Annotated in this window: 19 protein-coding genes; 13 read left to right on the top strand and 6 right to left on the bottom strand. The window is 44.4% G+C overall.

Annotated features, from left to right (window positions below; translation table 11 throughout):
- Window positions 1-2 precede the first annotated feature (2 nt).
- Window positions 3-1109: a peptidylprolyl isomerase gene (locus POW22_RS12830; protein ID WP_272833131.1), complete on the top strand. Its 1107-nt coding sequence runs from the start codon at window positions 3-5 to the stop codon at window positions 1107-1109.
- A gap of 44 nt (window positions 1110-1153) precedes the next feature.
- Here the strand turns inward: POW22_RS12830 and POW22_RS12825 are convergent, their stop codons facing one another.
- Window positions 1154-2611, bottom strand: coding sequence for an aminoacyl-histidine dipeptidase (locus POW22_RS12825; RefSeq protein ID WP_272833130.1), 1458 nt, complete (start codon window positions 2609-2611; stop codon window positions 1154-1156).
- Window positions 2612-2692: 81 nt separating this feature from the next.
- On the opposite strand from POW22_RS12825, the gene POW22_RS12820 reads away from it, so the two are divergent.
- The 5 genes from POW22_RS12820 (at window position 2693) to POW22_RS12800 (ending at window position 9734) form a co-directional block, all read left to right on the top strand.
- Window positions 2693-3760, top strand: a complete 1068-nt coding sequence (locus POW22_RS12820; protein ID WP_272833128.1) for a DUF3810 domain-containing protein — start codon at window positions 2693-2695, stop codon at window positions 3758-3760.
- Window positions 3761-3961: 201 nt separating this feature from the next.
- Window positions 3962-6922, top strand: coding sequence for an amidohydrolase family protein (locus POW22_RS12815; protein WP_272833127.1), 2961 nt, complete (start codon window positions 3962-3964; stop codon window positions 6920-6922).
- A gap of 12 nt (window positions 6923-6934) precedes the next feature.
- Window positions 6935-8227, top strand: coding sequence for an amidohydrolase family protein (locus tag POW22_RS12810; RefSeq protein WP_272833126.1), 1293 nt, complete (start codon window positions 6935-6937; stop codon window positions 8225-8227).
- 64 nt (window positions 8228-8291) lie between these two features.
- Window positions 8292-8984 (top strand): DUF2490 domain-containing protein, encoded by a 693-nt coding sequence (locus POW22_RS12805; protein ID WP_272833124.1) that lies wholly within the window; start codon window positions 8292-8294, stop codon window positions 8982-8984.
- A 66-nt stretch (window positions 8985-9050) separates the two neighbouring features.
- Window positions 9051-9734 (top strand): DUF2490 domain-containing protein, encoded by a 684-nt coding sequence (locus tag POW22_RS12800; RefSeq protein WP_272833122.1) that lies wholly within the window; start codon window positions 9051-9053, stop codon window positions 9732-9734.
- Here POW22_RS12800 and POW22_RS12795 read toward each other — a convergent pair.
- From POW22_RS12795 to POW22_RS12775, 5 genes are read right to left on the bottom strand one after another with little or no spacing between them, the layout of a single operon-like run.
- Window positions 9731-10315, bottom strand: coding sequence for a hypothetical protein (locus tag POW22_RS12795; protein WP_272833121.1), 585 nt, complete (start codon window positions 10313-10315; stop codon window positions 9731-9733). The genes POW22_RS12800 and POW22_RS12795 overlap by 4 nt on opposite strands.
- A 9-nt stretch (window positions 10316-10324) precedes the next feature.
- The gene (locus POW22_RS12790; RefSeq protein WP_272833120.1) at window positions 10325-10915 is read right to left on the bottom strand and encodes a hypothetical protein; all 591 of its coding nucleotides are present in this window, start codon (window positions 10913-10915) and stop codon (window positions 10325-10327) included.
- Window positions 10916-10924: 9 nt separating this feature from the next.
- Entirely contained in the window at window positions 10925-11566 is a 642-nt protein-coding gene (locus tag POW22_RS12785) for a hypothetical protein (RefSeq protein ID WP_272833118.1), read from the bottom strand.
- A gap of 11 nt (window positions 11567-11577) precedes the next feature.
- Complete coding sequence (locus tag POW22_RS12780) at window positions 11578-12249, bottom strand: hypothetical protein (RefSeq protein WP_272833116.1); 672 nt, start codon at window positions 12247-12249, stop codon at window positions 11578-11580.
- A 52-nt stretch (window positions 12250-12301) separates the two neighbouring features.
- Window positions 12302-13111, bottom strand: a complete 810-nt coding sequence (locus POW22_RS12775; protein WP_272833115.1) for a DUF6503 family protein — start codon at window positions 13109-13111, stop codon at window positions 12302-12304.
- Window positions 13112-13163: 52 nt separating this feature from the next.
- Between POW22_RS12775 and POW22_RS12770 the strand changes: the two genes are divergently transcribed.
- The 7 genes from POW22_RS12770 (at window position 13164) to POW22_RS12740 (ending at window position 22287) form a co-directional block, all read left to right on the top strand.
- A complete protein-coding gene (locus tag POW22_RS12770) occupies window positions 13164-13964 on the top strand; it encodes a TrmH family RNA methyltransferase (RefSeq protein ID WP_272833422.1) in 801 nt (266 codons plus the stop codon).
- Window positions 13964-15202, top strand: a complete 1239-nt coding sequence (locus tag POW22_RS12765) for a M48 family metallopeptidase (protein ID WP_272833114.1) — start codon at window positions 13964-13966, stop codon at window positions 15200-15202. Before POW22_RS12770 ends, POW22_RS12765 begins: the two co-directional genes overlap by 1 nt.
- Window positions 15203-15291: 89 nt before the next feature.
- Entirely contained in the window at window positions 15292-17496 is a 2205-nt protein-coding gene (locus tag POW22_RS12760) for a RelA/SpoT family protein (RefSeq protein WP_272833113.1), read from the top strand.
- 24 nt (window positions 17497-17520) lie between these two features.
- Window positions 17521-17970, top strand: a complete 450-nt coding sequence (locus POW22_RS12755; protein WP_272833111.1) for a Fur family transcriptional regulator — start codon at window positions 17521-17523, stop codon at window positions 17968-17970.
- Between the two features lie 10 nt (window positions 17971-17980).
- On the top strand, window positions 17981-19252 hold the full coding sequence (locus POW22_RS12750) for an adenylosuccinate synthase (RefSeq protein WP_272833109.1): 1272 nt from the start codon (window positions 17981-17983) through the stop codon (window positions 19250-19252).
- Window positions 19253-19305: 53 nt separating this feature from the next.
- Window positions 19306-21102: an OstA-like protein gene (locus POW22_RS12745; RefSeq protein ID WP_272833107.1), complete on the top strand. Its 1797-nt coding sequence runs from the start codon at window positions 19306-19308 to the stop codon at window positions 21100-21102.
- A complete protein-coding gene (locus POW22_RS12740) occupies window positions 21103-22287 on the top strand; it encodes an aspartate aminotransferase family protein (protein ID WP_272833105.1) in 1185 nt (394 codons plus the stop codon).
- Window positions 22288-22335 lie beyond the last annotated feature (48 nt).

Raw genomic sequence — 22335 nt, 5'->3', positions numbered from 1 at the left:
AAATGAAGAGAATCACTTTATTACTTGTATTTGCAGGACTTTTCGCAGCGTCTTGTCAAAATCCAAAATACCCAGACTTGGCAGATGGTGTATACGCTGAGTTTGTTACCACTCAAGGTACCTTTGTAGCGAAATTATTTCATGATCAGGCACCCGTAACGGTGGCCAACTTTGTAACGCTAGCTACCGGCAAAAGTGAAATGGCCGATTCTACCTACGCGGGTAAACCTTATTATAACGGACTGATCTTTCACCGTGTGATCAAAGATTTCATGATCCAAGGAGGATGTCCATTAGGAAACGGAATGGGAAGCCCAGGTTATTCATTCCCTGATGAGTTTGTACAAGGTCTTGTACACAACAAAAAAGGAATGCTGTCCATGGCTAACAGTGGGCCGAACACCAACGGAAGTCAGTTCTTTATCACCCTAAAAGAAACGCCGCACTTGGATTACAAGCACGCCGTTTTTGGAGAGATTGTTATTGGACAAGATGTTGTTGATGCTATTGGATCTGTAGAGACTTCTAAGCCTGGAGACAAGCCAATGGAAGATGTAGTAATGCAAGAAGTAAACATCATTACCAAAGGAGACATTACAGTTCCTACGCTTAAAACGGCCTTAACCAATAAAGCTGAAGAAGCTGCTGCACGCGCTGCAGAGATCAAAGCTGTTGCAGATGAATACAAAGCGAAGAACGAAGCGACACTTGCAGATGCAGAAGAGATGGATTCTGGGCTACGCAGAGCCTATGTGACCCGTGGTGACGGGGCAGAGCCTGTTGAAGGACAAATCATTCTTTTGGAATATGAAGGATATTTTACAGACGGTATGTTGTTTGACACTTCCAATCCAGATCTAGCTGAGAAATTTGACGTGATGAACTTGGCGCGCAAAGAAGCAGGACGTTACGGACCACTAGAGATTCCTTTCTCTGCAGATGCTCGTATGATCCCTGGTTTTAAAGAAGCTATGTTGAGCATGCGCGTTGGAGACGAAGTAATGGTATACTTGCCTTCTCACCTAGCCTACGGTCCACAAGGATCCAGAGCGATTCCGCCAAACACAGACTTGATCTTTAGAATGAAGATGACTGGTATCAAACAGTAAGCTTCTAGAAGAAATAAAAAAGCCCCGATCTCTCGGGGCTTTTTTTATGCGTTTTCTGGAATCCGTTTTAAAGTTTCAAGAACATAACTCCAGTATTTTTGCACTGAAGAAATGCTGGCGCGTTCGTCTGGAGAATGCGCTCCTTTGATGGTAGGGCCAAAGGATATCATATCCATCCCTGGATAGTTCTGCCCCAAGATACCACATTCCAATCCCGCGTGACAAGCGGCAACGTGAGGTTGTGCATCAAAAAGTTCTGTATAGAGCGATTCCATCACTTTTAAAATAGGACTGTCCATATTCGGTGCCCACCCCGGGTAATCGCCAGAAAGACCAACTTCCAAGCCGGCATTCTCAAAATTAGCGCGCAAAGCATTGGATAGATCGGCCTTAGAGGATTCTACAGAGGATCGGGTCAAACAACCAATATGAATTTTCCCGTCAGCAACTAAAACGCGCGCAATATTGTTTGAAGTCTCCACCAGATCGGCAATGGCAGGGCTCATTCTGTAAACACCATTGTGCGCTGCATAAAGGGCATTAATCAGGGCTTTTTGAGTAGCGGGATCTATAGCATCTGCTGGAGCTTTGGCTTCCTTGACCTCCAAGGTTAAACTGGGCTCTAGAGATTTAAACTCGGTCAAAATTGCCTGTTTTTCAGCTTCAAAACGCGCCATGACTTCCGCCTTTGCATCAGCAGCAATGGCTATCTGCGCCGTACTTTCTCTTGGGATGGCGTTACGTAAAGACCCACCATCGATTTTCGCGATTCGAACGTAATCACCCATCGCGTAAAGCAAACGGTTCATAAGCTTGTTGGCATTGCCCAAACCTTTGTGTATATCCATGCCACTATGACCTCCTTGCAATCCCTTTACATGAATCGTGAAACCAGCGTAAAGGTCAGACAAAGGCATTGGTCTATAGCTTCCACTGGCTGTGATATCAACGCCACCAGCACAACCTACTCCTATCTCGTCATCTTCTTCAGTGTCTAAATTCAACAGGATCTTTCCCTGCAACAAGCCTCCTTTTAGCCCCATGGCACCGGTCATTCCGGTTTCCTCATCAATGGTGAATAGGCCTTCAATCGCGGGATGCGCAATTGAATCCGAAGCCAAAACTGCCATAATTGTGGCTACGCCCAAACCGTTGTCTGCACCCAAAGTGGTCCCGCGGGCACGCACCCAATCCCCATCAACATACATTTCAATGCCCTGTGTGGCAAAATCAAAGTCTGTGTCGTTGTTCTTTTGATGCACCATATCCAAATGCGATTGCATCACCACTGGAGTTCTGTTTTCCATTCCTGGAGTAGCTGGTTTTCTGATGATCACATTTCCTACGGCGTCCTCAAAGGTCTCTAGGCCTAAGCCCTCCCCGAAGGATTTCATAAAGGCTATCACCTCTTCCTCCTTTTTGGAAGCTCGCGGAACGGCATTGAGATCGGCAAAATGCTTCCAGATCACTTGAGGTTCTAATTGACGTACGGTATCGTTCATGAAATAAATTTTTAACAAATTTAGCGGATTAGCGGGCGTTCAAAAAATTAAAAAACAAAGAATTGTTCGTAAGTTTGAACAATGCGATTGAAGATAAAACTCGGCTTGGCCCTGCTGCTGATCGTCCAAATATTTGGCTTGCGTCTGTTGCGCTATATACCAGATACTGTGGAGCGTTATTACAGTCTAGGGATCTACCCGTTCTTTTCCAAACTGAGTCGTTATATCTTTGGTTGGATCCCTTTTTCTGTTGGGGATTTTATTTACCTCGGACTCATTGTTTACGCCCTTCGCTGGCTTTACCTAAACGTAAAACGCCTGAGAACCGGCCCGGCTGGATTCTTTTTAGATATAACTGCTGCCGTCTCTTTAGCCTATTTAATGTTCAATCTGATTTGGGGGATCAACTACTACCGCAATCCGCTGTATAAAACATTGGAATTGGAGAAGTCCTATACCAATGAACAGCTTTATGATCTGACGCAGCGCATGATCGCTAAATCCAACGAGCTGCACCGAGAGTTGGGCTATGCGGATTCGATCAAGATCGACCTGCCCTACTCGCAAAAGGAGATCTTCAAACGCTCTTTAGAAGGCTATGCGGCTTTGTCAGAAAAGCATCCCATGTTCAATTACAGGCCGAGATCCATTAAAAAATCAGGCTTGAGTTTAGGGCTGACCTATATGGGTTACAGCGGATATTACAATCCCTTAACTGGGGAAGCACAGGTCAATCGACTCATCAAATCCTATAAATTTCCAGTGGTTGCCTGCCATGAAGAAGCACACCAAATGGGCTATGCAGCAGAAAATGAAGCCAACTTCATCGCTGCCTTGGCCACCATTCACAACCCGGATACTTATATAAAATATACCGGCTATATCTTTATGCTCCGATACTGCATCAATGAGATCGCCCGTAGAGATGAGGCTGTTTATCGGGAAATGCTCACAACCATCAATCCCGGAATTTTAAAGAGCTACAAAGAGATGCGTGACTTTTGGGCGAGCTACAACAACCCCTTTGAAGATATCTCTAAAGCTTTTTGGGACAATTTCTTAAAGGCAAACAACCAAGAAAAAGGAATCATGAGTTACAGCTATATGGTTGCCTTGGCGGTGAACTACTTTGAACAAAATCCGCTCTAAGCTTGATTTAACACGCTGTTAAAGATTTGTTAGAGCCAAGCAGCCCGCCAAATACCCTTAGTATCTTTAAGGAGTAAACCAACCATTTTTAGTCAAAACGTGAAATTCCTCAAAGATAGGTTCGCTTGGGACCGTTCTTGTTTGTATTCATTATCTAATGAAACGAACCCCGTTTTGCGCTCAAAATTCAAATTCAATCTTATGAAATTCAGATTACTGTTGCTCTGCTGCCTCTTTCTAGGCGGGCAGTTAGCAGCTCAGGATTATTTTCCAGACAACGACAGTGTAAAAGAACAGAACACCAATTACACCGCGTTTACCGGAGCCACGATCTATGTGACTCCAACCAAAGTACTCAAAAATGCAACTTTGGTCATTCGCGATGGGAAGGTCGTTTCTGTTGGAACTAACGTGACCGTACCACAAAACAGTATTATTGTAGATGCTAGCGGTACTACCATCTACCCTTCATTCATTGATCCTTATACGGAGTTCGGTGTAAAAAAGGCCGAACGCGCTCAGGGTGGTGGCCGGTCTCCTCAATACAGTCCTAGCCGAGCTGGATTCTATTGGAACGATCACATCATGCCTGAATACAATGCCATTGCAGATTTTAAATTCGACAATAAAACTGCAGCTACCATGCGTAAAGCTGGATTCGGAGTTGTAGGCGCTCACCGCAACGATGGTATTGCACAAGGAACAGGCGTATTAGTAGCTCTTAACAGCAAGGGCGATGATGCCGATCGCGTTCTCAATACAGCAGCGGGACAGTACTTCTCCTTTGATCGTTCTGTCGCATCAAGACAATCCTACCCTACTTCATTGATGGGAGCCATGGCTTTGTTGCGTCAAATGTATCACGACATGCGTTGGTACGAGGCTGGCAATAGCAATACCACAGATAGATCCTTAGAAGCTTTGATCGAGAAAAAAGGCATGTATGCGGTTTTCAATGCAGGCGATAAAGGCAATGATCTAAGAGCTGACAAGGTTGGAGACCAATTCGGTATTCAATATGTAATTGTAGGTGGAGGTGATGAATACGAAGCGATTGCAGACATCAAGGCCACGAAGGCTACCTATATTCTGCCGATCAACTTTCCGGATGCTTATGATGTATCCAACCCTTACCAAGCAGATTATGTAACCTTGGCAGACATGCGTAACTGGAATCAAGCTCCAGCCAATCCAAAGATCATGGCAGACAATGGAGTTTCCTTTGCCTTTACGACCTACGATCTTAAATCCGCAGCTGATTTTAAGGGCAAACTCATGAAGGCGATCCAATACGGTCTGGACAAAACTACAGCACTAGAGGCTCTAACAACAGTTCCAGCGCGTATCATTGGAATGAGCGAAACACTGGGGAATTTAAATCCAGGGGCTCAGGCCAACTTTCTGATCACTTCTGGAGACATCTTTGAAAGCAGCACCACACTTTATGAGAACTGGGTTCAAGGAACTAAGAACGTGATCAATGACCGCAGTGTAAAGGATATTCGAGGAACCTACACGCTTATGGCGGGTGGTAAATCTTATGAAATGACCTTGAGTGGAGACGCAGCTAAGCCAAAAATTGAGATTGCGCAAGGCGATACTAAGTTTCCTGCTAAGTTAACGTACAATGACAACTGGGTGATCTTCTCTATGACTGACGAGGAGAACAACGATATTTATAGAATGACCGCTGCGGTGGTTAGCTCTTCAAATAACCTAAGCGGAAGATTGGTACTCCCTAATGGACGCGAGACCAGCTTTAATGCAAATCAAACTGCAGGTCCTGAGGAGGCTGAAAAAGAAGCTTCCGGAGATAATGATGAGGCTCCAACCATGGTAGACATTACCTATCCAAACATTGGATACGGTTACTCAGCAGTACCACAGTCTCAAAACATATTGTTTAAAAATGCAACGGTATGGACTGGTGAAGCTGATGGAATTCTCATGAGTACAGACGTACTGGTTCGCGATGGAAAGATCGCAGCCATTGGTCAAAACCTCAGCGCCAGAGGTGCTAAAGTGATCGATGCCACTGGGAAACACCTCACGGCAGGTATCATCGACGAACACTCGCATATCGCAGCTTTAGCGATCAATGAAGCGGGACATAATAGCTCCGCAGAAGTAACTATAGAAGACGTAGTAGATCCGGAGGATATTGATATCTACCGCAACTTGGCGGGTGGGGTTACTTCCATTCAGATCCTACACGGTTCTGCCAACCCGATTGGTGGCCGCTCTGCGATCATCAAACTCAAATGGGGAGAAAGCGCAGACAATATGATCTACAACAACACCCCGAAATTCATCAAATTTGCGTTGGGTGAGAATGTAAAACAATCCAACTGGCAAAGCTACAGCCGCTTCCCACAGACTCGTATGGGTGTGGAACAGCTGTATATGAATTACTTCAGCAGAGCCAAGGAATACGACGCCAAAAAGAAAAGCGGCGCTAATATTCGCTATGATGAAGAACTTGAAGTCTTAGCGCAGATCCTCAATGGAGAGCGCTTCATCTCTTGCCACTCTTACGTACAAAGTGAGATCAATATGCTCATGAAGGTGGCCGAGAAATTCAACTTTAGAGTAAACACCTTTACCCATATTTTGGAAGGATATAAAGTAGCAGATAAAATGGCTGCTCACGGTGTTGGAGGTTCTACCTTTAGCGATTGGTGGGCTTATAAATACGAGGTGAATGATGCCATTCCTTACAACGCCGCCATCATGGCGCGAGAAGGTGTTGTGGTTGCTATTAACAGTGATGACGGTGAAATGTCACGTCGTTTGAATCAAGAGGCTGCCAAGACCATTAAGTACGGAGGTATGAGTGAGGAAGAAGCGTGGAAGATGGTGACACTCAACCCAGCTAAACTCCTACATATTGATGATCGTGTGGGTAGTATCAAAGTAGGCAAAGATGCCGATCTAGTTTTATGGACGGACAACCCATTGTCTGTATATGCAAGAGCTCAGCAAACCTATATTGAAGGTGCTTTGTTCTTTGATCTGGATAAGGACGCCGCCATGCGCACTGCAATTCAGCAGGAGCGCAATACGCTTATCAAAATGATGCTCGATGACAAGGGAGGTAAGAACGGTAACAAACGCAGACCCGGAAGCCGCCCGAAGCAACGATTCACATGTGAAACCATTTAAAATCAGGAAAAGATGAAAAATATATTCAAATTTATTCTAGCCCTTGCCCTGATTGTTTCAGGGAACATTTACGCCCAACAAACTCCAGGTGACGCTCAAAGTGGAGCCATTAGCATTACAGGCGCTACAGCACACATCGGAGACGGGACCGTTATTGAGAATGCCACGATTGTATTTGACAACGGAGTGATTACTGCCTTAGGAGACAGTTCAACCCCTACTCAAGGCACCGTGGTCAATGCCAGCGGAAAACACATCTACCCAGGGATCATTGCCCCTGCGAAATCTTTAGGATTGGTAGAAGTAAACGCGGTTCGCGCGAGTGATGATCAAGACGAATTGGGAGACTTCATTCCGCACATTCGCAGTTTGATCGCCTATAACGCAGAATCTAAAGTGGTTGAGTCCATGCGCCCAAACGGCGTATTGATTGGTCAGACCACGCCTCAAGGAGGTCGTATTTCTGGAACTTCATCCATTGTACAATTTGACGCTTGGAATTGGGAAGATGCCGCTATAAAAGAAGATGACGGAATTCACCTCAACTGGCCGCGCAGCTTTAGACGCGGACGTTGGTGGGTTGGCGAGCCTCGTGGGTTCCAACCCAATAAGGATTACGCCGATCAGGTTGGAGAGATTGCCAGCTTTATGAACAACGCCAAAGCTTACGGCACCGGAAAGGGTGCTGAACGCAATTTGGCCTTTGAAGCTACGGTACCGCTCTTCAGTGGAGGAAAGACACTTTACATCTACGCCGATGGCGAGAAAGAGATCATTGATGCCGTGAATTGGGCACGTGATAACGGTATACAGAAATATGTAATTGTTGGTGGGTATCAAGCCTACAAGATCACAGACTTTTTAAAGCGTAACAATGTTCCTGTATTGGTAAGTCAAACGCACGCCCTGCCAAATTTCCAGGACGATGATTACGACTTGCCGTATAAACTTCCTAAGCTGCTTGATGACGCAGGAGTTTTAGTGGGTATTCAAAATGCAGACATGTCAAATTTCCAAACCCGAAATATGGCGTTTTATGCTGGACAGGTGGTAGGACAAGGCATGGACAAGGAACGCGCACTACAACTCATCACTGGAAATAACGCAAAGATTCTGGGTATTGATGATATGTACGGAACCCTGGCTGTTGGAAAGAGCGCTACGCTTTTTGTCTCTGAAGGCGATGCCTTGGATATGCGCACCAATATTTTGACGCATATTTTTATTGACGGTCGCGCTGTTTCTTTAGAAACACACCAAACGGAGCTTTGGAAACGCTACAGCAATAAATACGGTCAAAACTAATCGTATAAAAATCCTATATTGGAGAACCGTCATTTTTGGCGGTTCTCTTTTTTTTGAAACACATATGAAAAGAATCTTTCTTCTACTTACCGTTTTACTAATTAGCCCAAATCTCACCACGGCACAGGTTGATGAGGATCAGCTTGGAGCTTGGTATATGTACTTTTGGACGGCAGATCTGGAGAATTCCCGCTGGGGATTCCAAGGTGATATCCAATACCGTAATTGGGATGTGATTGGCGATTTGGAGCAACTTTTGCTGCGTGGCGCGGTTACCTATCGCCCTAAGGACACCAACATTAAACTCGCCTTGGGATATGCCAATATCACTACAGGTGCCTTTGGTGATGACAACAGCACGGTGAATGAAAATCGAATTTATCAGGAAGCCTTGATGCCGCAAAAAGTGGGTGGTCGCTTGTATTTTACGCATCGTTTTAGATACGAGCAGCGCTTTAACGAAGGGCAAGATTTTAGAACTCGATTTAGATATGGATTGTTTTTAAACATTCCTTTAAGCGGAAAAGAAATTGTGGCCAAAACCTGGTATTTAGGATTTTACAATGAGCTCTTCATCAATGGCGAACGCAATATTGGTGATGGCAGACGGGTAAGCACCTTTGATAGAAACCGTTTCTTTGGTTCTGTAGGCTACGCGATAAAATCCAACCTAAAAATTCAAGTAGGCGCTATGCGACAGATCACCAACAACGTGGATAAGACGCAATTGCAATTGGGTGTGTTTCACAGTTTTTAAAAACTGATGGGCATCAATTTTTAGAAATCAAAGAAAACGTACTTTGCGATCGTTGACACAACGCTCATGATTAAAAATTACCTCACGCTTTCTTTACTATTCTTTGCGTTTCAAGCCTATTCCCAAGAGGCTCCTGACCCTTTGGGTGGATGGTATACTTATAACTTTGACCATCAATTTTCACAGACCCCTTGGGGTTTGAACGGAGAAGTACAATACACCGGTTATGAAGCGATCAGTGATCTCAATTGGTTTTTGGTCAGAGCTGGTCTGACCTATCAATTACCAGAATCTAAAGTAAAGTTCGCACTGGGTTATGGTCATGCTACTTTTGGGGTTATTGGGGCAGAAGATGCTAAGGTGACAGAAAATCGTATTTATCAAGAGGTAAAGATTCCTTCTAACCTCTTTGGACTAACCCTTAACCATCGATTCCGGTACGAGCAGCGTTTCTTTAATGGTTTTTTTAGGTCGAGAATTCGCTACGGTTTGTTTCTAAATATCCCACTAGGCAGTAAACAAATCACGGCCAAAACATGGTATTTGGCACTCTACAATGAATTCTTTGTCAACGGAGAACGCAAATTGAGAAATGGCAACGAAGTGACCTTTTTTGATCAAAACAGGATCTATGGGGCACTCGGCTATGCGTTTAGTAAAGATTTTAAACTGCAGCTGGGCGCTATGCGTTTAATAAGAAGTACCGATGACCGTATGACCCTGCAGGCCAGTTTGCATCACCGATTTTAGCAAGAAGTTGTAGGACAAGCGTACTGAATAGGAATTTCGTTAAAAGATCCCCTAAATTCTAAGGTCTCGCCGGAACCACCTACCAGACCACCGATTACTGAAAATGTTCCGCTTACAAAGTCTGGAGTTGTGTCGTCAAAATTGAGTTGAAAATCGGTCACGACAAGTTCTCCCACACCGTTATAGGTATTGTATGAACTGTATTGTTCCAAGACCCCATCATCACCTGCCGCTTGATAGGATAAAAGCACGCGCACATCCATGCAGGGATCGGGTCTGGACGCCTCATAATCTCCTAAAGTATAACCCGTAAAATCTACATTGGTGATACGAATGCGAATGGAAACAGAAGAACCGTCTGGATTGATATTTTCTGCGAGCATAGTCACCAAACAGCCTTCATTGCCAGCGCCTTCTACGCGATCACTTAAAACCAATATGGAACCGTCTGCTTCTACGGCCATGGTCCCTGGAGCGGCCTCTGGGATGAGGCTCAGATCATCATCCATGGGATCCTCGGTGACATCACAGGTAGTGGCTGTTAAAAGAGCAAAAAGCGGAAGTAAAAGAAGTTTTTTCATAGGTTCAATTTAGCAAAAAGGACTTGAACAGGTTAAGGTCAATGGAATACGATTCAAATGCATCAGCACCTCAATGAACTCCCCAGTAGATTCTCCATCTGCTAAGCCTCCACCGGTAAAAGTAATCTCTGCACTGAAATAATTGTCTGCCCCCGTCTCTAGAGTGAATTCAAATTCTGTGATATTCAGCGTACCAAAACCGCCCCAATCACTCAGACTGCTGTAAACGACAAAAGAGCCATCTTCTTCATAAACAAAAACACCCAAACGAGTTCTGGAACAGGTTTCAATATCATTGGAAAAGTCTTCCCAAAGAACAGTTTCGACCTCAGGATTCGAAATACGGAACAGAAAACTGAGTCTGCGGCCATCGGGCAATTCTACAAATGGAACATACCCGATCTGCCAGATATCTGGAGCACAGGTGGTGATGGTGCCTTCTTGTTCAACGTCTAAAATATAATCCTCACCTTCAAAAGTGATCGCAGCTTCCCCGGCTGCAGCCTCTGGAAAGGCCAAAGGTTCAAATACTGGGTCTGTACTTTCAGAGCTGCAACTAATTAGTATCAGTAATGAAAATATGGAGTAAAAAATCTTCATAGGCCGTTTTTAAAGATAAGGAGAAGTTCCAAAACTGCACCCAACAGGAATCATATTAAAACTACCACGAACATTTAACGGCATAACACCTGGGCCTTCATCAGGAATAGCACGATGCATAGTCACCTCAAAAGTAGCGGTAAACTGCCCTAGAGGAATGTCCGGAAACAAACTGCAATCTGGAAAATCCATAAGGGTCACATCTAAATAACCACTACCGCCTAGAGAAGGATCTGCATGATAAAATTCATTGGTGCTCCCATCAGGACTGTTGTACCACATTCGAACTCGCAAACCAAAATCTCGGTCTGTTGTTGTGGACTCACACCATTCCCAAAAATTTTCTACTTGATCAAACATTTCAACTTTTGGATCTACTAAAAGCACTTGAAAAACTACATTAGAAAAATCTGGATTTGTCAGGACACCAAAAGTTTTCAGTAGCGCAGGATCTCCACATTGAACGCCAACTTCACCCAATACATTAACTGCGGGAAAAACAATGATGGCATCATCTATTTGAATAGCTATTTCACCCGGAGCGGCCTCTGGAAAGATACTGGTCTCTTCAAATTCCAAGGATTCATCAGATTCACATAAAAACGCTGTGAATAATAAAAATATACCGCAAAGTCGTAGTAAGATTTTCATAGGCTTGAAGTTTAGAAGTAATAGGGTATATCGTAAAAGTACTTCAGGGGTACACGATTGAATGCCCCTCGAATTTCTAAAGGATCTGCATCTGGATCATCGGGAGTCACGCGTATCAAAGTAAAGTTGAAATTTCCGCTGACATAACCGTCAAGATCGTCACCAGGATCTGGATCCATAGGACTGTAGCAGCACTCAGGAACCAAAAACTCGGTCACTTCCAAGTTACCTAAACCACCAATATCAGGATCACTGCGGTAGCTCTCAGTTGCTGATGTAGCATCCGGTTCGTAATAACTCAGACTCAATCGAATTTGAGAATTTATGCCAGGAGAACTTTCACAGGCATATGTAGTTTCATCTAAGGTATTTTCAAACAGGCCGACATCTGCATTGTACTGTCTCAACCATACAGAAACGCGAGATCCATCTGGATTATCCAACAATCCTGCTAATAACACGCGACTGAAAGAAACCTCTTCATCAAAACATTCGTCGGCCTTATATCTTCCGACTAAAAAGGGACCAGAAATAATGCGCACAGAGCCTTCTATCTCTATGGCTAGCTCTCCTGAAGCTGCCTCTGGAAAGGCAATAGATTCATCAGAAACCAAGGTGTCATCTGATTCACAGAGAAAGGCTGTAAATAGAAAGAAAATGGAGAGGTAATAGAGTATCCTCATAACAAGCTGCTTTCTTAATAGACTGCAACTTGCAAAAAGGTTGCGTAAAAATTTAGCGCGGTACTACTGTGGCTCCTTCTGGTTTTGCAAAAAGGGAGTCGTCCAATTGGGTTTCAGTGACATTGACCTTGGTAAAACTCACATCGTTTCTAGGTGTTTTGGGCTGACCGTCTTCTACCGTGTACCACGTCAAAGTCTTAGGTAAAACTAAACCGTTGACCTCTTGCCATTCGGAGTATTTAATGAAGGAGAAATTGTCTTTCTTTTCATTATCCCGATAGGTTACAGTATAAGCTAACCAGGCCATTTGTCCTGTTTCTGGATCGCGATAAATGATGTATTCGTCTTTGGGAGAGTCGCCCACCCCATCGTTGTAGGAAATTAACGTCCCTGGATATCTCTTACCCTCAAATTCTAATGGCTCCGCCAATTGTTGATAATTGACTCCAGGATCTGCCACGATAAACGGCATAGCATAGAAATAGAAATACAGGTTGTGATAAAATCGAGCATTGCCTTTGTAGGCGGTGGTATCTTGATCCAACCAAACGTCTGTTCCGTCAAAACCGATCACCCAGTCCTTGTGCTCAATACGCGCTCTTCTGCTTTTTAGATCTGTGGAATGCTTCTCTACCCCACTCGGCTTTTCGATCTCAAAACACAAATTGTTCATTTTGTCCCATTGAGCGACTCCGCCGTGCGCCTCAAAAACGGGTCCAATACTTTTTGGAAAAATTCTTGGTGCGGCTTCCGCTACCACTTGTTGTTCAAGAGTTTCTGATTGCTCTTTGTCTTTGGTTTGTGTTGAATTGTTGCAAGCCACTAGTGTTAAAGCAGCTAGACCGAGTAGTAATGGTTTCATAGGGTTGGTTTATCTTTACAAGATATTAAATTTGTGCTTTAGTCTGCAGATGATCAAATTCATTACAAGTTCACAGAACTCTTTTATCAAATCTTTGGTACCGTTGCGCGATAAATCGCGAACGCGACGTCAAAGCGGAAGCTTTTTCATAGAAGGCCAACGCGAGATCGGCATTGCGCTAAAACACAACTATGAATTAAAACAATTGCTCCTCTGTCCTGATTTGCTTGACGAATCCACATTGGAAAGTTGGAACGCTACAGCAGAAGCAGAGATCATTCATATCAATCGTGAAGTATACGCCAAATTGGCACTTAGAGATTCCACAGAAGGGGTCTTGGCGGTGGCGTCGGCCAAATCTCACGATTTAGAGGCACTAAGCCTCTCAAGCCAAGCTCCGCTTGTGCTTGTAGCCGAGGCCCCTGAAAAACCTGGAAACATCGGGGCTTTGTTAAGAACAGCAGACGCAGCCAATTTAGACGCTGTGATCATTGCCAATCCCAGGACAGACCTTTACAACCCAAACATCATAAGGTCAAGCGTGGGTTGTTTGTTCTCCAATCAAGTAGCGACAGGTACTACCCAAGAGGTTCTTGCTTTTTTAAAGGAAAACGATATCCGTTCATATGCCGCCTGCTTAGAAGGAGCGCAAGCTTATCACGAACAGAATTATCAAGAGCCGACTGCTTTGGTAGTAGGCACAGAGGCCGATGGTTTGAGCAATCTTTGGTTGGAGCAAGCCGATGCTCGAATTAAGATCCCCATGCAAGGAAGCATTGACTCTATGAATGTTTCTGTGGCCGCAGGAATCCTAATTTTTGAGGCCAAACGTCAACGCAATTTTAAAAGCTAATGAATCCGCAGACCCTATTTTTACTCATCATAGGATTGTTAGTGGTCAACTATCTGTTCGACTTGCTTTTGGGCTATCTCAACGCTAAGCGATTCGGTAATAAACCTCCGTCTGCCTTAGCAGATCTATATGACCCCGAAGAGTATCAAAAATCTCAAGAGTACAAAAGAGTTACCTACCGTTTTGGTTTATTAAGTGGCGGAGTTTCCTTTGCGGCAACTCTGATCTTCTTTTTAGTGGACGGTTTTGCTTGGGTTGATGCTCTTGCGCGATCTTGGAGTGATCATGAGATCGTAGTAGCCTTGCTCTTCTTTGGAATCATCTTAACAGCGAGCAGTATACTATCGCTACCTTTCTCCTATTACCGAACCTTTGTAATCGAAGAGCGCTTTGGTTTCAATAAAACAACACTTAAGACCTTTGTACTAGACAAGATCAAAGGAGCGTTCATTGGCGCTTTGATTGGTGGCGGACTTTTAGCGCTTCTGATTTGGATCTACCAGCAAACCGGAGCTAATTTCTGGTGGTACGCTTGGGCGGTAATTACTGGTTTTTCTGTACTGATGAACTTCTTCTATACCCGTCTCATTGTGCCGCTTTTTAACAAGCAAACCCCTCTGGAAGAAGGGCCTTTAAAGGACCGATTGGAAGCCTATGCGCAAACGGTTGGCTTTACACTTTCTAAAATAATGGTCATAGACGGCTCCAAGCGCAGTACCCGAGCCAATGCTTATTTTTCTGGCTTTGGACGCCAAAAACAGGTCACTCTTTACGATACACTCATTGACGATTTAGAAGAAGACGAGGTAGTTGCGGTTTTGGCTCATGAAATTGGTCATTATAAATGCAACCACATTCCCATCAATTTAGTTTTAGGGATCGTCACAACAGGCTTGACCCTTTTTATTTTCTCACTGCTGATTGATAACCCTTTGCTTTCTGAGGCCTTAGGCGTAGGACAACCCTCCTTTCATTTAGGCCTAATTGCCTTTGGTATTTTGTATTCTCCGCTGTCTGAGATCACGGGACTATTAATGAATTATCTCTCTCGAGTATTTGAGTTTCAGGCGGATGCTTATGCCGTGAAAACTTTTAAAGCTTTGCCCTTGGTCAATGGCTTAAAAAAGTTGGCTAAAAAGAACCTGAGTAACCTCAGTCCGCACCCGGCCTACGTCTTTGTACATTACTCGCATCCTCCACTGGATCAACGGATTAATGCAATGTTGAATCCGCAATAAAACCGCCATAAATACTGACAAGCTTACAGTTGATGCCGATGGGCATGGAAATTGTTGTGTATTGTAGTACTAAATTGTACTTTTAAGTAATGACTGAGCAGTTTATAGAAGAAGAAAACAAGCAGATCGCCAAGCAATACAAGGAGCTTTTGCGTATCAGTTATCAGACCTTGAGTAAGGAAGATAAAAAACTGATCCGCGACGCCTTTGACATTGCCGTAGATGCGCACAAAGACCAGCGCAGAAAATCTGGTGAGGCTTATATTTTCCACCCGATCGCTGTGGCTAAGATTGTAGCTTCTGAGATTGGCTTGGACGCGACTTCTATTGCCGCTGCCCTACTCCACGATGTAGTTGAAGACACCGACTACACCCTGGGTGATCTGGAGCAAATGTTTGGAGAGACCGTAGCGCGCATTGTGGACGGACTCACCAAGATCTCCAACCTAAAGAGCGAGAAAGACGTTTCTCTGCAAGCGGAAAACTTCCGCAAGATGCTACTCACCCTGAACGAGGACGTGCGGGTGATCATCATCAAGATCGCAGACCGTTTGCACAATATGCAGACCATGGAAAGCATGCCTGCGCACAAACAGGTCAAGATCGCTTCGGAAACGCTTTATATCTATGCGCCGCTTGCGCATCGGATTGGGCTTTACAACATCAAAACAGAACTGGAAGACCTCGGACTAAAATATACCGAGCCCGAAGTCTATCAAGACATTTACGATAAAATTGAGGACAGCAAGGAAGGACAGAACGCTTATATCAGCGAATTTTCCAAAGTGATTCAAACCTCTTTGGACGAGGAGAAACTCAATTACACCATCAAAGGACGACCTAAGTCCATCTTTTCCATCCGCAGAAAAATGCTCAAGCAAAACGTCACCTTTGACGAGGTTTATGACAAGTTTGCCGTGCGTATCATTTACCGTTCGGATGCCGAGAATGAAAAATTCATTGCCTGGAAGATCTATTCCATAGTGACGGATCACTTTAGGCCAAACCCAACGCGATTGCGCGATTGGATCTCGTCTCCCAAATCCACAGGGTATGAAGCCTTGCACATAACGGTAATGGGCCCTAAAGGACGCTGGGTAGAGGTGCAAATACGTTCCGAACGCATGAATGAGATCGCGGAGAAAGGTTATGCCGCTCATTACAAATACAAGAACAAAGAACAAGAAGACCAAGGCTTGGACGCTTGGCTAAACAAGCTTCAAGATACTTTAGAGAATTCAGAGATCAATGCGGTAGATTTTGTTGCCGATTTTAAACTGAACCTCTACGCCAAAGAGATCTTTGTCTTTACACCACAAGGAGATCTAAAATCCTTGCCAAAAGGGGCAACTCCTTTGGATTTTGCCTTCTCCATTCACACGGAAGTAGGTATGCGAACCCGAGGAACTAAGGTCAACGGGAAACTGGTTCCGCTGAGTCACGAACTCAAAAGCGGGGATCAAGTGGAGATCTTGACCTCAGACAAAGCCAAGCCCTCTGCGAGTTGGTTGGATTATGTGACTACAGGGCGTGCGCGTTCTAAGATCAAATCGTCATTAAAAGAAGAGGTCAAAGAAATTGCGGCAGAAGGAAAAGTGGTACTGGCCAGAAAGCTCAAATCGCTAAAGATCGCTTTAGACGAAAAGACGGTCAATCAGTTGGTGGTGTTTTTCAAACTACAGACCAGTTTGGACCTGTTCTATCGCGTAGGCTCAGGAATCATTGACAACAAAATGCTCAAGGATTTTGCGGCCTCGCGTAACAATGCCTTGATCAGCTTCTTTAAGAATCGCATTCGCAAGCCACAGGAAAAGGAGAACATCAACAAGGATGAGATATCTGTCAATTACGATCAGCTGGTCTTTGGGAAGGACGAGCAAAAGCTGGACTTTACCATGGCCAACTGTTGCAACCCAATTCCCGGTGATCCGGTGTTTGGTTTTACCACGGTTAATGATGGAATCAAGGTTCACAAAAAGAATTGTCCGAACGCCATTCAGATGCAGAGTAACTACAGCTACCGCATCTTACCGGCCAAATGGATCGATTCCAGTCAACAAGAATTCAGCGTGGATCTGGAGATCACCGGAATTGATAATATTGGGCTGGTCAACGAGGTGACCAAGGTGATCTCTAACAATATGCACATCAATATGCGATCCATCAATTTTAGCAGTAATGACGGCATATTCACGGGCTTGATCACGGTAGTAGTCAAGAACAAGACCATACTTAATAATTTAGTTAATAACATCAAGAAAATTAACGGAATTGATAAAGTCTTAAGACTGTAAAAAAACGTAACTTTGCCCTTTAATATGAGTGGGAAAACGGCCAATAGCAATCAAGCGATAGTAAAGAATGTTTTTACCGGTTACCTGGAAGAAAAAGGGCACCGAAAAACTCCAGAACGCTTCGCTATTCTTCAAGAGATCTATGATAGTGACGAGCACTTCGACATCGAATCGCTCTATATCAAAATGAAGAACAAAAAATACCGCGTTAGCCGTGCCACTTTGTACAACACTATTGAATTGCTGTTGGAGTGCGGCTTGGTGCGTAAACATCAGTTTGGGCAAAATCAGGCACATTACGAAAAGTCTTATTTTGACAGACAACACGATCACGTGATCCTTGAGGACGGCGAGGTTATTGAATTCTGCGATCCCCGCATCCAATCGATCAAAAAAACCATCGAAGAGATCTTCGACATTGAGATCACCAAACATTCACTCTACTTTTACGGCAACCGAAAAACAACCGACTAAATAAGCTTATATGGCAGTAGATTTGCTTCTAGGACTCCAATGGGGAGATGAAGGAAAAGGAAAAATCGTTGATGTACTTACCCAGAATTACGACATAATTGCACGCTTCCAAGGAGGGCCGAACGCTGGTCACACCTTAGAATTTGATGGCATTAAACACGTTTTACACACCATTCCTAGCGGAATCTTTCATGAAAACGCCGTGAACGTTGTAGGGAACGGAGTTGTAATTGACCCTGTGATCTTTAAGCGCGAGTTGGATAACCTACAACAGTTCAACATCGACATCAAATCCAGACTGCTTATTTCACGCAAGGCGCACCTTATTTTACCGACACACCGCTTGTTGGACGCAGCCAGTGAAGCTTCAAAAGGAAAAGCCAAGATCGGATCGACCTTAAAAGGAATAGGTCCAACCTATATGGATAAGACCGGGAGAAACGGTATTCGCGTAGGTGATATCGAAATGAAAGATTGGAAGAAACGCTATCGTGCCTTGGCCGATAAGCATGAAGCCATGATTGATTATTACAAAGCGGAGATCGAATACGATCTAAAAGAATTGGAAGCTGAGTTCTTCGAGGCGGTAAAAGTACTTAAAGAATTGACCTTCATTGACAGTGAAGAATACCTTTACCAAGCTCAACAAGCTGGGAAAAAGATCTTAGCAGAAGGTGCTCAAGGTTCGCTGTTGGATATTGACTTCGGAACTTATCCTTACGTAACCTCATCAAACACTACGGCCGCTGGAGCTTGTACAGGACTTGGTGTGGCACCAACTCAGATCGGAGAGGTATTTGGAATCTTTAAAGCTTATACCACCCGTGTTGGAAGTGGTCCATTCCCTACTGAACTATTCGACGATTACGGTGAGACCATGGGACGCGTTGGGCGTGAATTTGGAGCGACAACAGGTCGTCCAAGACGTTGTGGATGGTTAGACCTTGTAGCTTTAAAATACGCCGTTCAAGTTAATGGAGTGACGCAACTCATGATGATGAAAGGCGATGTACTCAGTGGATTTGATAAACTGATGGTTGCAACTGCTTATAAGTACAAGGGAGAAACTATTACCCACCTGCCGTACAATATTGAACCGGAGAATGTAGAACCTATCTACACAGAAATGAAAGGTTGGTCGCAGGATATAACTGAAATGACTAAAGCCGATGAGCTGCCAGAGGCGCTTAACGACTACATTGCTTACTTGGAAGGAGAACTCAACGTACCTATCAAGATCGTTTCTGTAGGACCGGATAGAACCCAGACCATTCACCGATAGGAAATTATATCTTTTTTCACAGTTCCCATAGCGGCATTTATGTACTTTTGAGCATGCTTCGTGCGAATATCATAAAAGCGCTATTGCCATTATTGTTGGTTTGTTTTGTTCTTCCTGGACAGGCTCAGACCGATCCCAAACCCTCCAAAGTAGATATTAAATCTGGCTATTTGGAGAAGCGGGAGGACTTCCCCGATGCTGTTATTTACACCAAAGACAACAGCGGACAAGTATTCATTGTTCACGAGGGCGTTGAAATGTGGTGTGACCAAGCTTTTGTGTACATCAAAGAGAACTTTGTCAAGGCCTATGGGAAGGTTCGTATCTCACAAGGAGACACGGTAGTGATGAATTCCAAGTACGCAGAATACAACGGAAACACGCAATTTGCCTTTGCTACAGGTGATGTAGTCCTTAAAGAGCCAAAAACGACACTCCGAACAGATACACTCTATTTTGATCGCATCAAACAGCAGGCTTTTTACAGAAGTGGTGGAACGGTAATTGACACTGCCAGCACACTAACCAGTAACGTGGGTAGGTATTTTGCCAACAACAAAAAGTACCAGTTCCTCTCCGACGTTAAGATCGTCAACCCAGAATACACGGTGAATTCCAATCAATTGGATTTCTATTCAGAAACAGGAGGCGCTTATCTCTATGGCCCCTCCACTATTGTCTCTGAGACCAGTACGGTTTACTGCGAGCGCGGTTATTATGACACCCGAGGTGATACCGGTTACTTTGTAAAGAATTCCAAGATTGACTACGAAACGCGAACGCTATACGGAGACAGTATCTACTTCAATCGCAATACGAGTTTTGCCAGCGCCACCAACAACATCAAGATCTTAGACACGGTCAATAATTCCGTGATCAAAGGGCATTATGCAGAGGTCTTCCGTCAAAAAGACTCGCTTTTTATTACCAAAAGAGCGGTGGCAATTACAGTCCGTGATGGCGATTCCATCTACGTTCACGCAGACACCCTAAGGGTTACCGGACCAGAAGACAATCGAATTTTAAAAGGATTCCACCGGGCCAGACTATACAAAAGCGATATGAGCGGAAAGTGTGATTCCATCTACACCTCCGAGCGCATTGGACTTACTAAAATGATCACCAATCCAGTGCTCTGGAGCGGTGAAAACCAAATGACGGGTGACACCATTCACCTACTTTCCAATACGGTTACAGAGCAGTTGGACACGCTGAAGGTCTTTGAAAATGCTTTTCTAATTCAGAAAGACAGTGCCGGTTACAATCAAGTCTCCGGAGTTAGACTCACCGGGCTCTTCACAGAGAACGAATTAGATACCGTAAACGTAGATCAAAATGCAGAAGTGGTCTACTATGCCCGCAACACAGACACCAACAAACTCGAAGGGATTGACAATACCATTGGAAGTAGCATACAGATCACCTTGGAGAATCAAGACATAATTGGAATTCGGTTCATCAATCGCGGGACGGGTAAATTTTTCCCCGTCGATATGTATCCAGAAGAAAAGAAACTTCTGCCCGGTTTTAATTGGCGAGGCGATGAGCGCTTAACATCTGTGGAAGATCTCTTCATAGGCAAACCACCGCCGAAACTGCCAAAGATTCGCGGTATCCCGCTTCCTGATGACGAAGGCGAGTTCTTTGAGGACGTTCCAGAAGAAGATCTCGAGATACCGGAATACTCCAACTTAAAACCCAAGGACCTGCTGAACGACCCAGAAGGCCCTAAGGCGCAAGTTCGCGACACGCTGCAGGACAAAGCTGCTCAAGAGAAGGAGAAATACTTCCCGGGAAAGACCGGTAAAAAGGACAACGATCCAGACGATAACGACGACGGAGAAAACTAAATGCTCGACGATTTTTATAAACATCAGGCGCAAACCACTCCAGATCCCTTGGCTATGGAAGTAGCTCATGCGGAGGGCTCTTATATTTATGATACCGCAGGTAATGCACACTTAGATTTTGTAGCAGGTGTCTCTGCTTGTAGCCTTGGGCATAAGCACCCAAGGGTTGTGGCAGCCATAAAGGAGCAAACGGACAAATATCTCCACGTTATGGTTTATGGGGAATATGTGCAAGCACCTGTTGTTACTTTAGCTAAAGAATTGGCTCAAGCCCTGCCAGATCCTTTGGACACAACCTATTTTACAAATTCTGGTACAGAAGCCATTGAAGGAGCTATCAAACTCGCCAGACGCGTTACCGGTCGCAGTGAGCTTATTGGCGCGAATCACGCTTATCACGGCAGCACTATGGGTTCTTTAAGTCTGATGGGCTTTGAGGAGCGCAAATCTGCTTTTAGACCCTTGATTCCCGATTGTCGCTTTATTGACTTCAACAGCTTTGAGCATTTACCACGCATTACTCATAAAACCGCCGCTGTAGTTGTGGAGACCATTCAAGGAGGAGCTGGTTTTATTCTTCCTGAGGATGGATACCTCAAAGCGCTTTCTGAGCGCTGTAAGGAAGTTGGAGCCTTCTTAATACTGGATGAGATCCAACCGGGTTTTGGACGCACCGGCAAGCTCTTTGGTTTTATGCATTACGATATTGTACCCGATGTAGTGGTGATGGGAAAAGGCATGGGTGGCGGCCTCCCTGTTGGTGCCTTTACAGCCAGTGCCGCTCATATGAAACAATTGCAAGACAACCCCAAGCTGGGCCATATCACAACTTTTGGCGGCAATCCGGTAATTGCGGCCGCTTCTTTAGCGACTCTCCATGAGATTCAAGAATCTGAGCTTATGCCAGAGACTTTGGAAAAAGAGCAGCTCTTTAGAAGCCTACTTAAACATCCGCAGATCAAAGAAATCCGTGGTAAAGGGCTTATGCTGGCACTGATCCTTGAAAATGCCGACATCACCAATCGCTTAGTCTTAGAAGCCAAGGAAGCTGGATTGATCCTTTTTTGGCTGCTTTTTGAGCCCCGAGCGGTAAGAATAACCCCACCACTGACCATCAATAAAGACGAAATTCGGAAAGGTTGTCAGGTCATCCTGGATATCCTCAATAAAATCGACTCCGAATAAAAATTTATAACTGACTGATAATCAGCGGCTATTAGCCTTAAATTTCTG

The sequence above is a fragment of the Gilvibacter sediminis genome (assembly GCF_028561565.1).
GTDB lineage: Bacteria > Bacteroidota > Bacteroidia > Flavobacteriales > Flavobacteriaceae > Gilvibacter > Gilvibacter sediminis.
This window is presented reverse-complemented; position numbering and strand designations above follow the sequence as displayed.

What these genes read in the sequence shown, in the direction of transcription:
- POW22_RS12830 (WP_272833131.1), top strand. Translation starts at nt 3, where the DNA reads ATGAAGAGAATCACTTTATTACTTGTATTTGCAGGACTTTTCGCAGCG.
- POW22_RS12825 (WP_272833130.1), bottom strand. Translation starts at nt 2,611, where the DNA reads ATGAACGATACCGTACGTCAATTAGAACCTCAAGTGATCTGGAAGCAT.
- POW22_RS12820 (WP_272833128.1), top strand. Translation starts at nt 2,693, where the DNA reads ATGCGATTGAAGATAAAACTCGGCTTGGCCCTGCTGCTGATCGTCCAA.
- POW22_RS12815 (WP_272833127.1), top strand. Translation starts at nt 3,962, where the DNA reads ATGAAATTCAGATTACTGTTGCTCTGCTGCCTCTTTCTAGGCGGGCAG.
- POW22_RS12810 (WP_272833126.1), top strand. Translation starts at nt 6,935, where the DNA reads ATGAAAAATATATTCAAATTTATTCTAGCCCTTGCCCTGATTGTTTCA.
- POW22_RS12805 (WP_272833124.1), top strand. Translation starts at nt 8,292, where the DNA reads ATGAAAAGAATCTTTCTTCTACTTACCGTTTTACTAATTAGCCCAAAT.
- POW22_RS12800 (WP_272833122.1), top strand. Translation starts at nt 9,051, where the DNA reads ATGATTAAAAATTACCTCACGCTTTCTTTACTATTCTTTGCGTTTCAA.
- POW22_RS12795 (WP_272833121.1), bottom strand. Translation starts at nt 10,315, where the DNA reads ATGAAAAAACTTCTTTTACTTCCGCTTTTTGCTCTTTTAACAGCCACT.
- POW22_RS12790 (WP_272833120.1), bottom strand. Translation starts at nt 10,915, where the DNA reads ATGAAGATTTTTTACTCCATATTTTCATTACTGATACTAATTAGTTGC.
- POW22_RS12785 (WP_272833118.1), bottom strand. Translation starts at nt 11,566, where the DNA reads ATGAAAATCTTACTACGACTTTGCGGTATATTTTTATTATTCACAGCG.
- POW22_RS12780 (WP_272833116.1), bottom strand. Translation starts at nt 12,249, where the DNA reads ATGAGGATACTCTATTACCTCTCCATTTTCTTTCTATTTACAGCCTTT.
- POW22_RS12775 (WP_272833115.1), bottom strand. Translation starts at nt 13,111, where the DNA reads ATGAAACCATTACTACTCGGTCTAGCTGCTTTAACACTAGTGGCTTGC.
- POW22_RS12765 (WP_272833114.1), top strand. Translation starts at nt 13,964, where the DNA reads ATGAATCCGCAGACCCTATTTTTACTCATCATAGGATTGTTAGTGGTC.
- POW22_RS12760 (WP_272833113.1), top strand. Translation starts at nt 15,292, where the DNA reads ATGACTGAGCAGTTTATAGAAGAAGAAAACAAGCAGATCGCCAAGCAA.
- POW22_RS12755 (WP_272833111.1), top strand. Translation starts at nt 17,521, where the DNA reads ATGAGTGGGAAAACGGCCAATAGCAATCAAGCGATAGTAAAGAATGTT.
- POW22_RS12750 (WP_272833109.1), top strand. Translation starts at nt 17,981, where the DNA reads ATGGCAGTAGATTTGCTTCTAGGACTCCAATGGGGAGATGAAGGAAAA.
- POW22_RS12745 (WP_272833107.1), top strand. Translation starts at nt 19,306, where the DNA reads ATGCTTCGTGCGAATATCATAAAAGCGCTATTGCCATTATTGTTGGTT.
- POW22_RS12740 (WP_272833105.1), top strand. Translation starts at nt 21,103, where the DNA reads ATGCTCGACGATTTTTATAAACATCAGGCGCAAACCACTCCAGATCCC.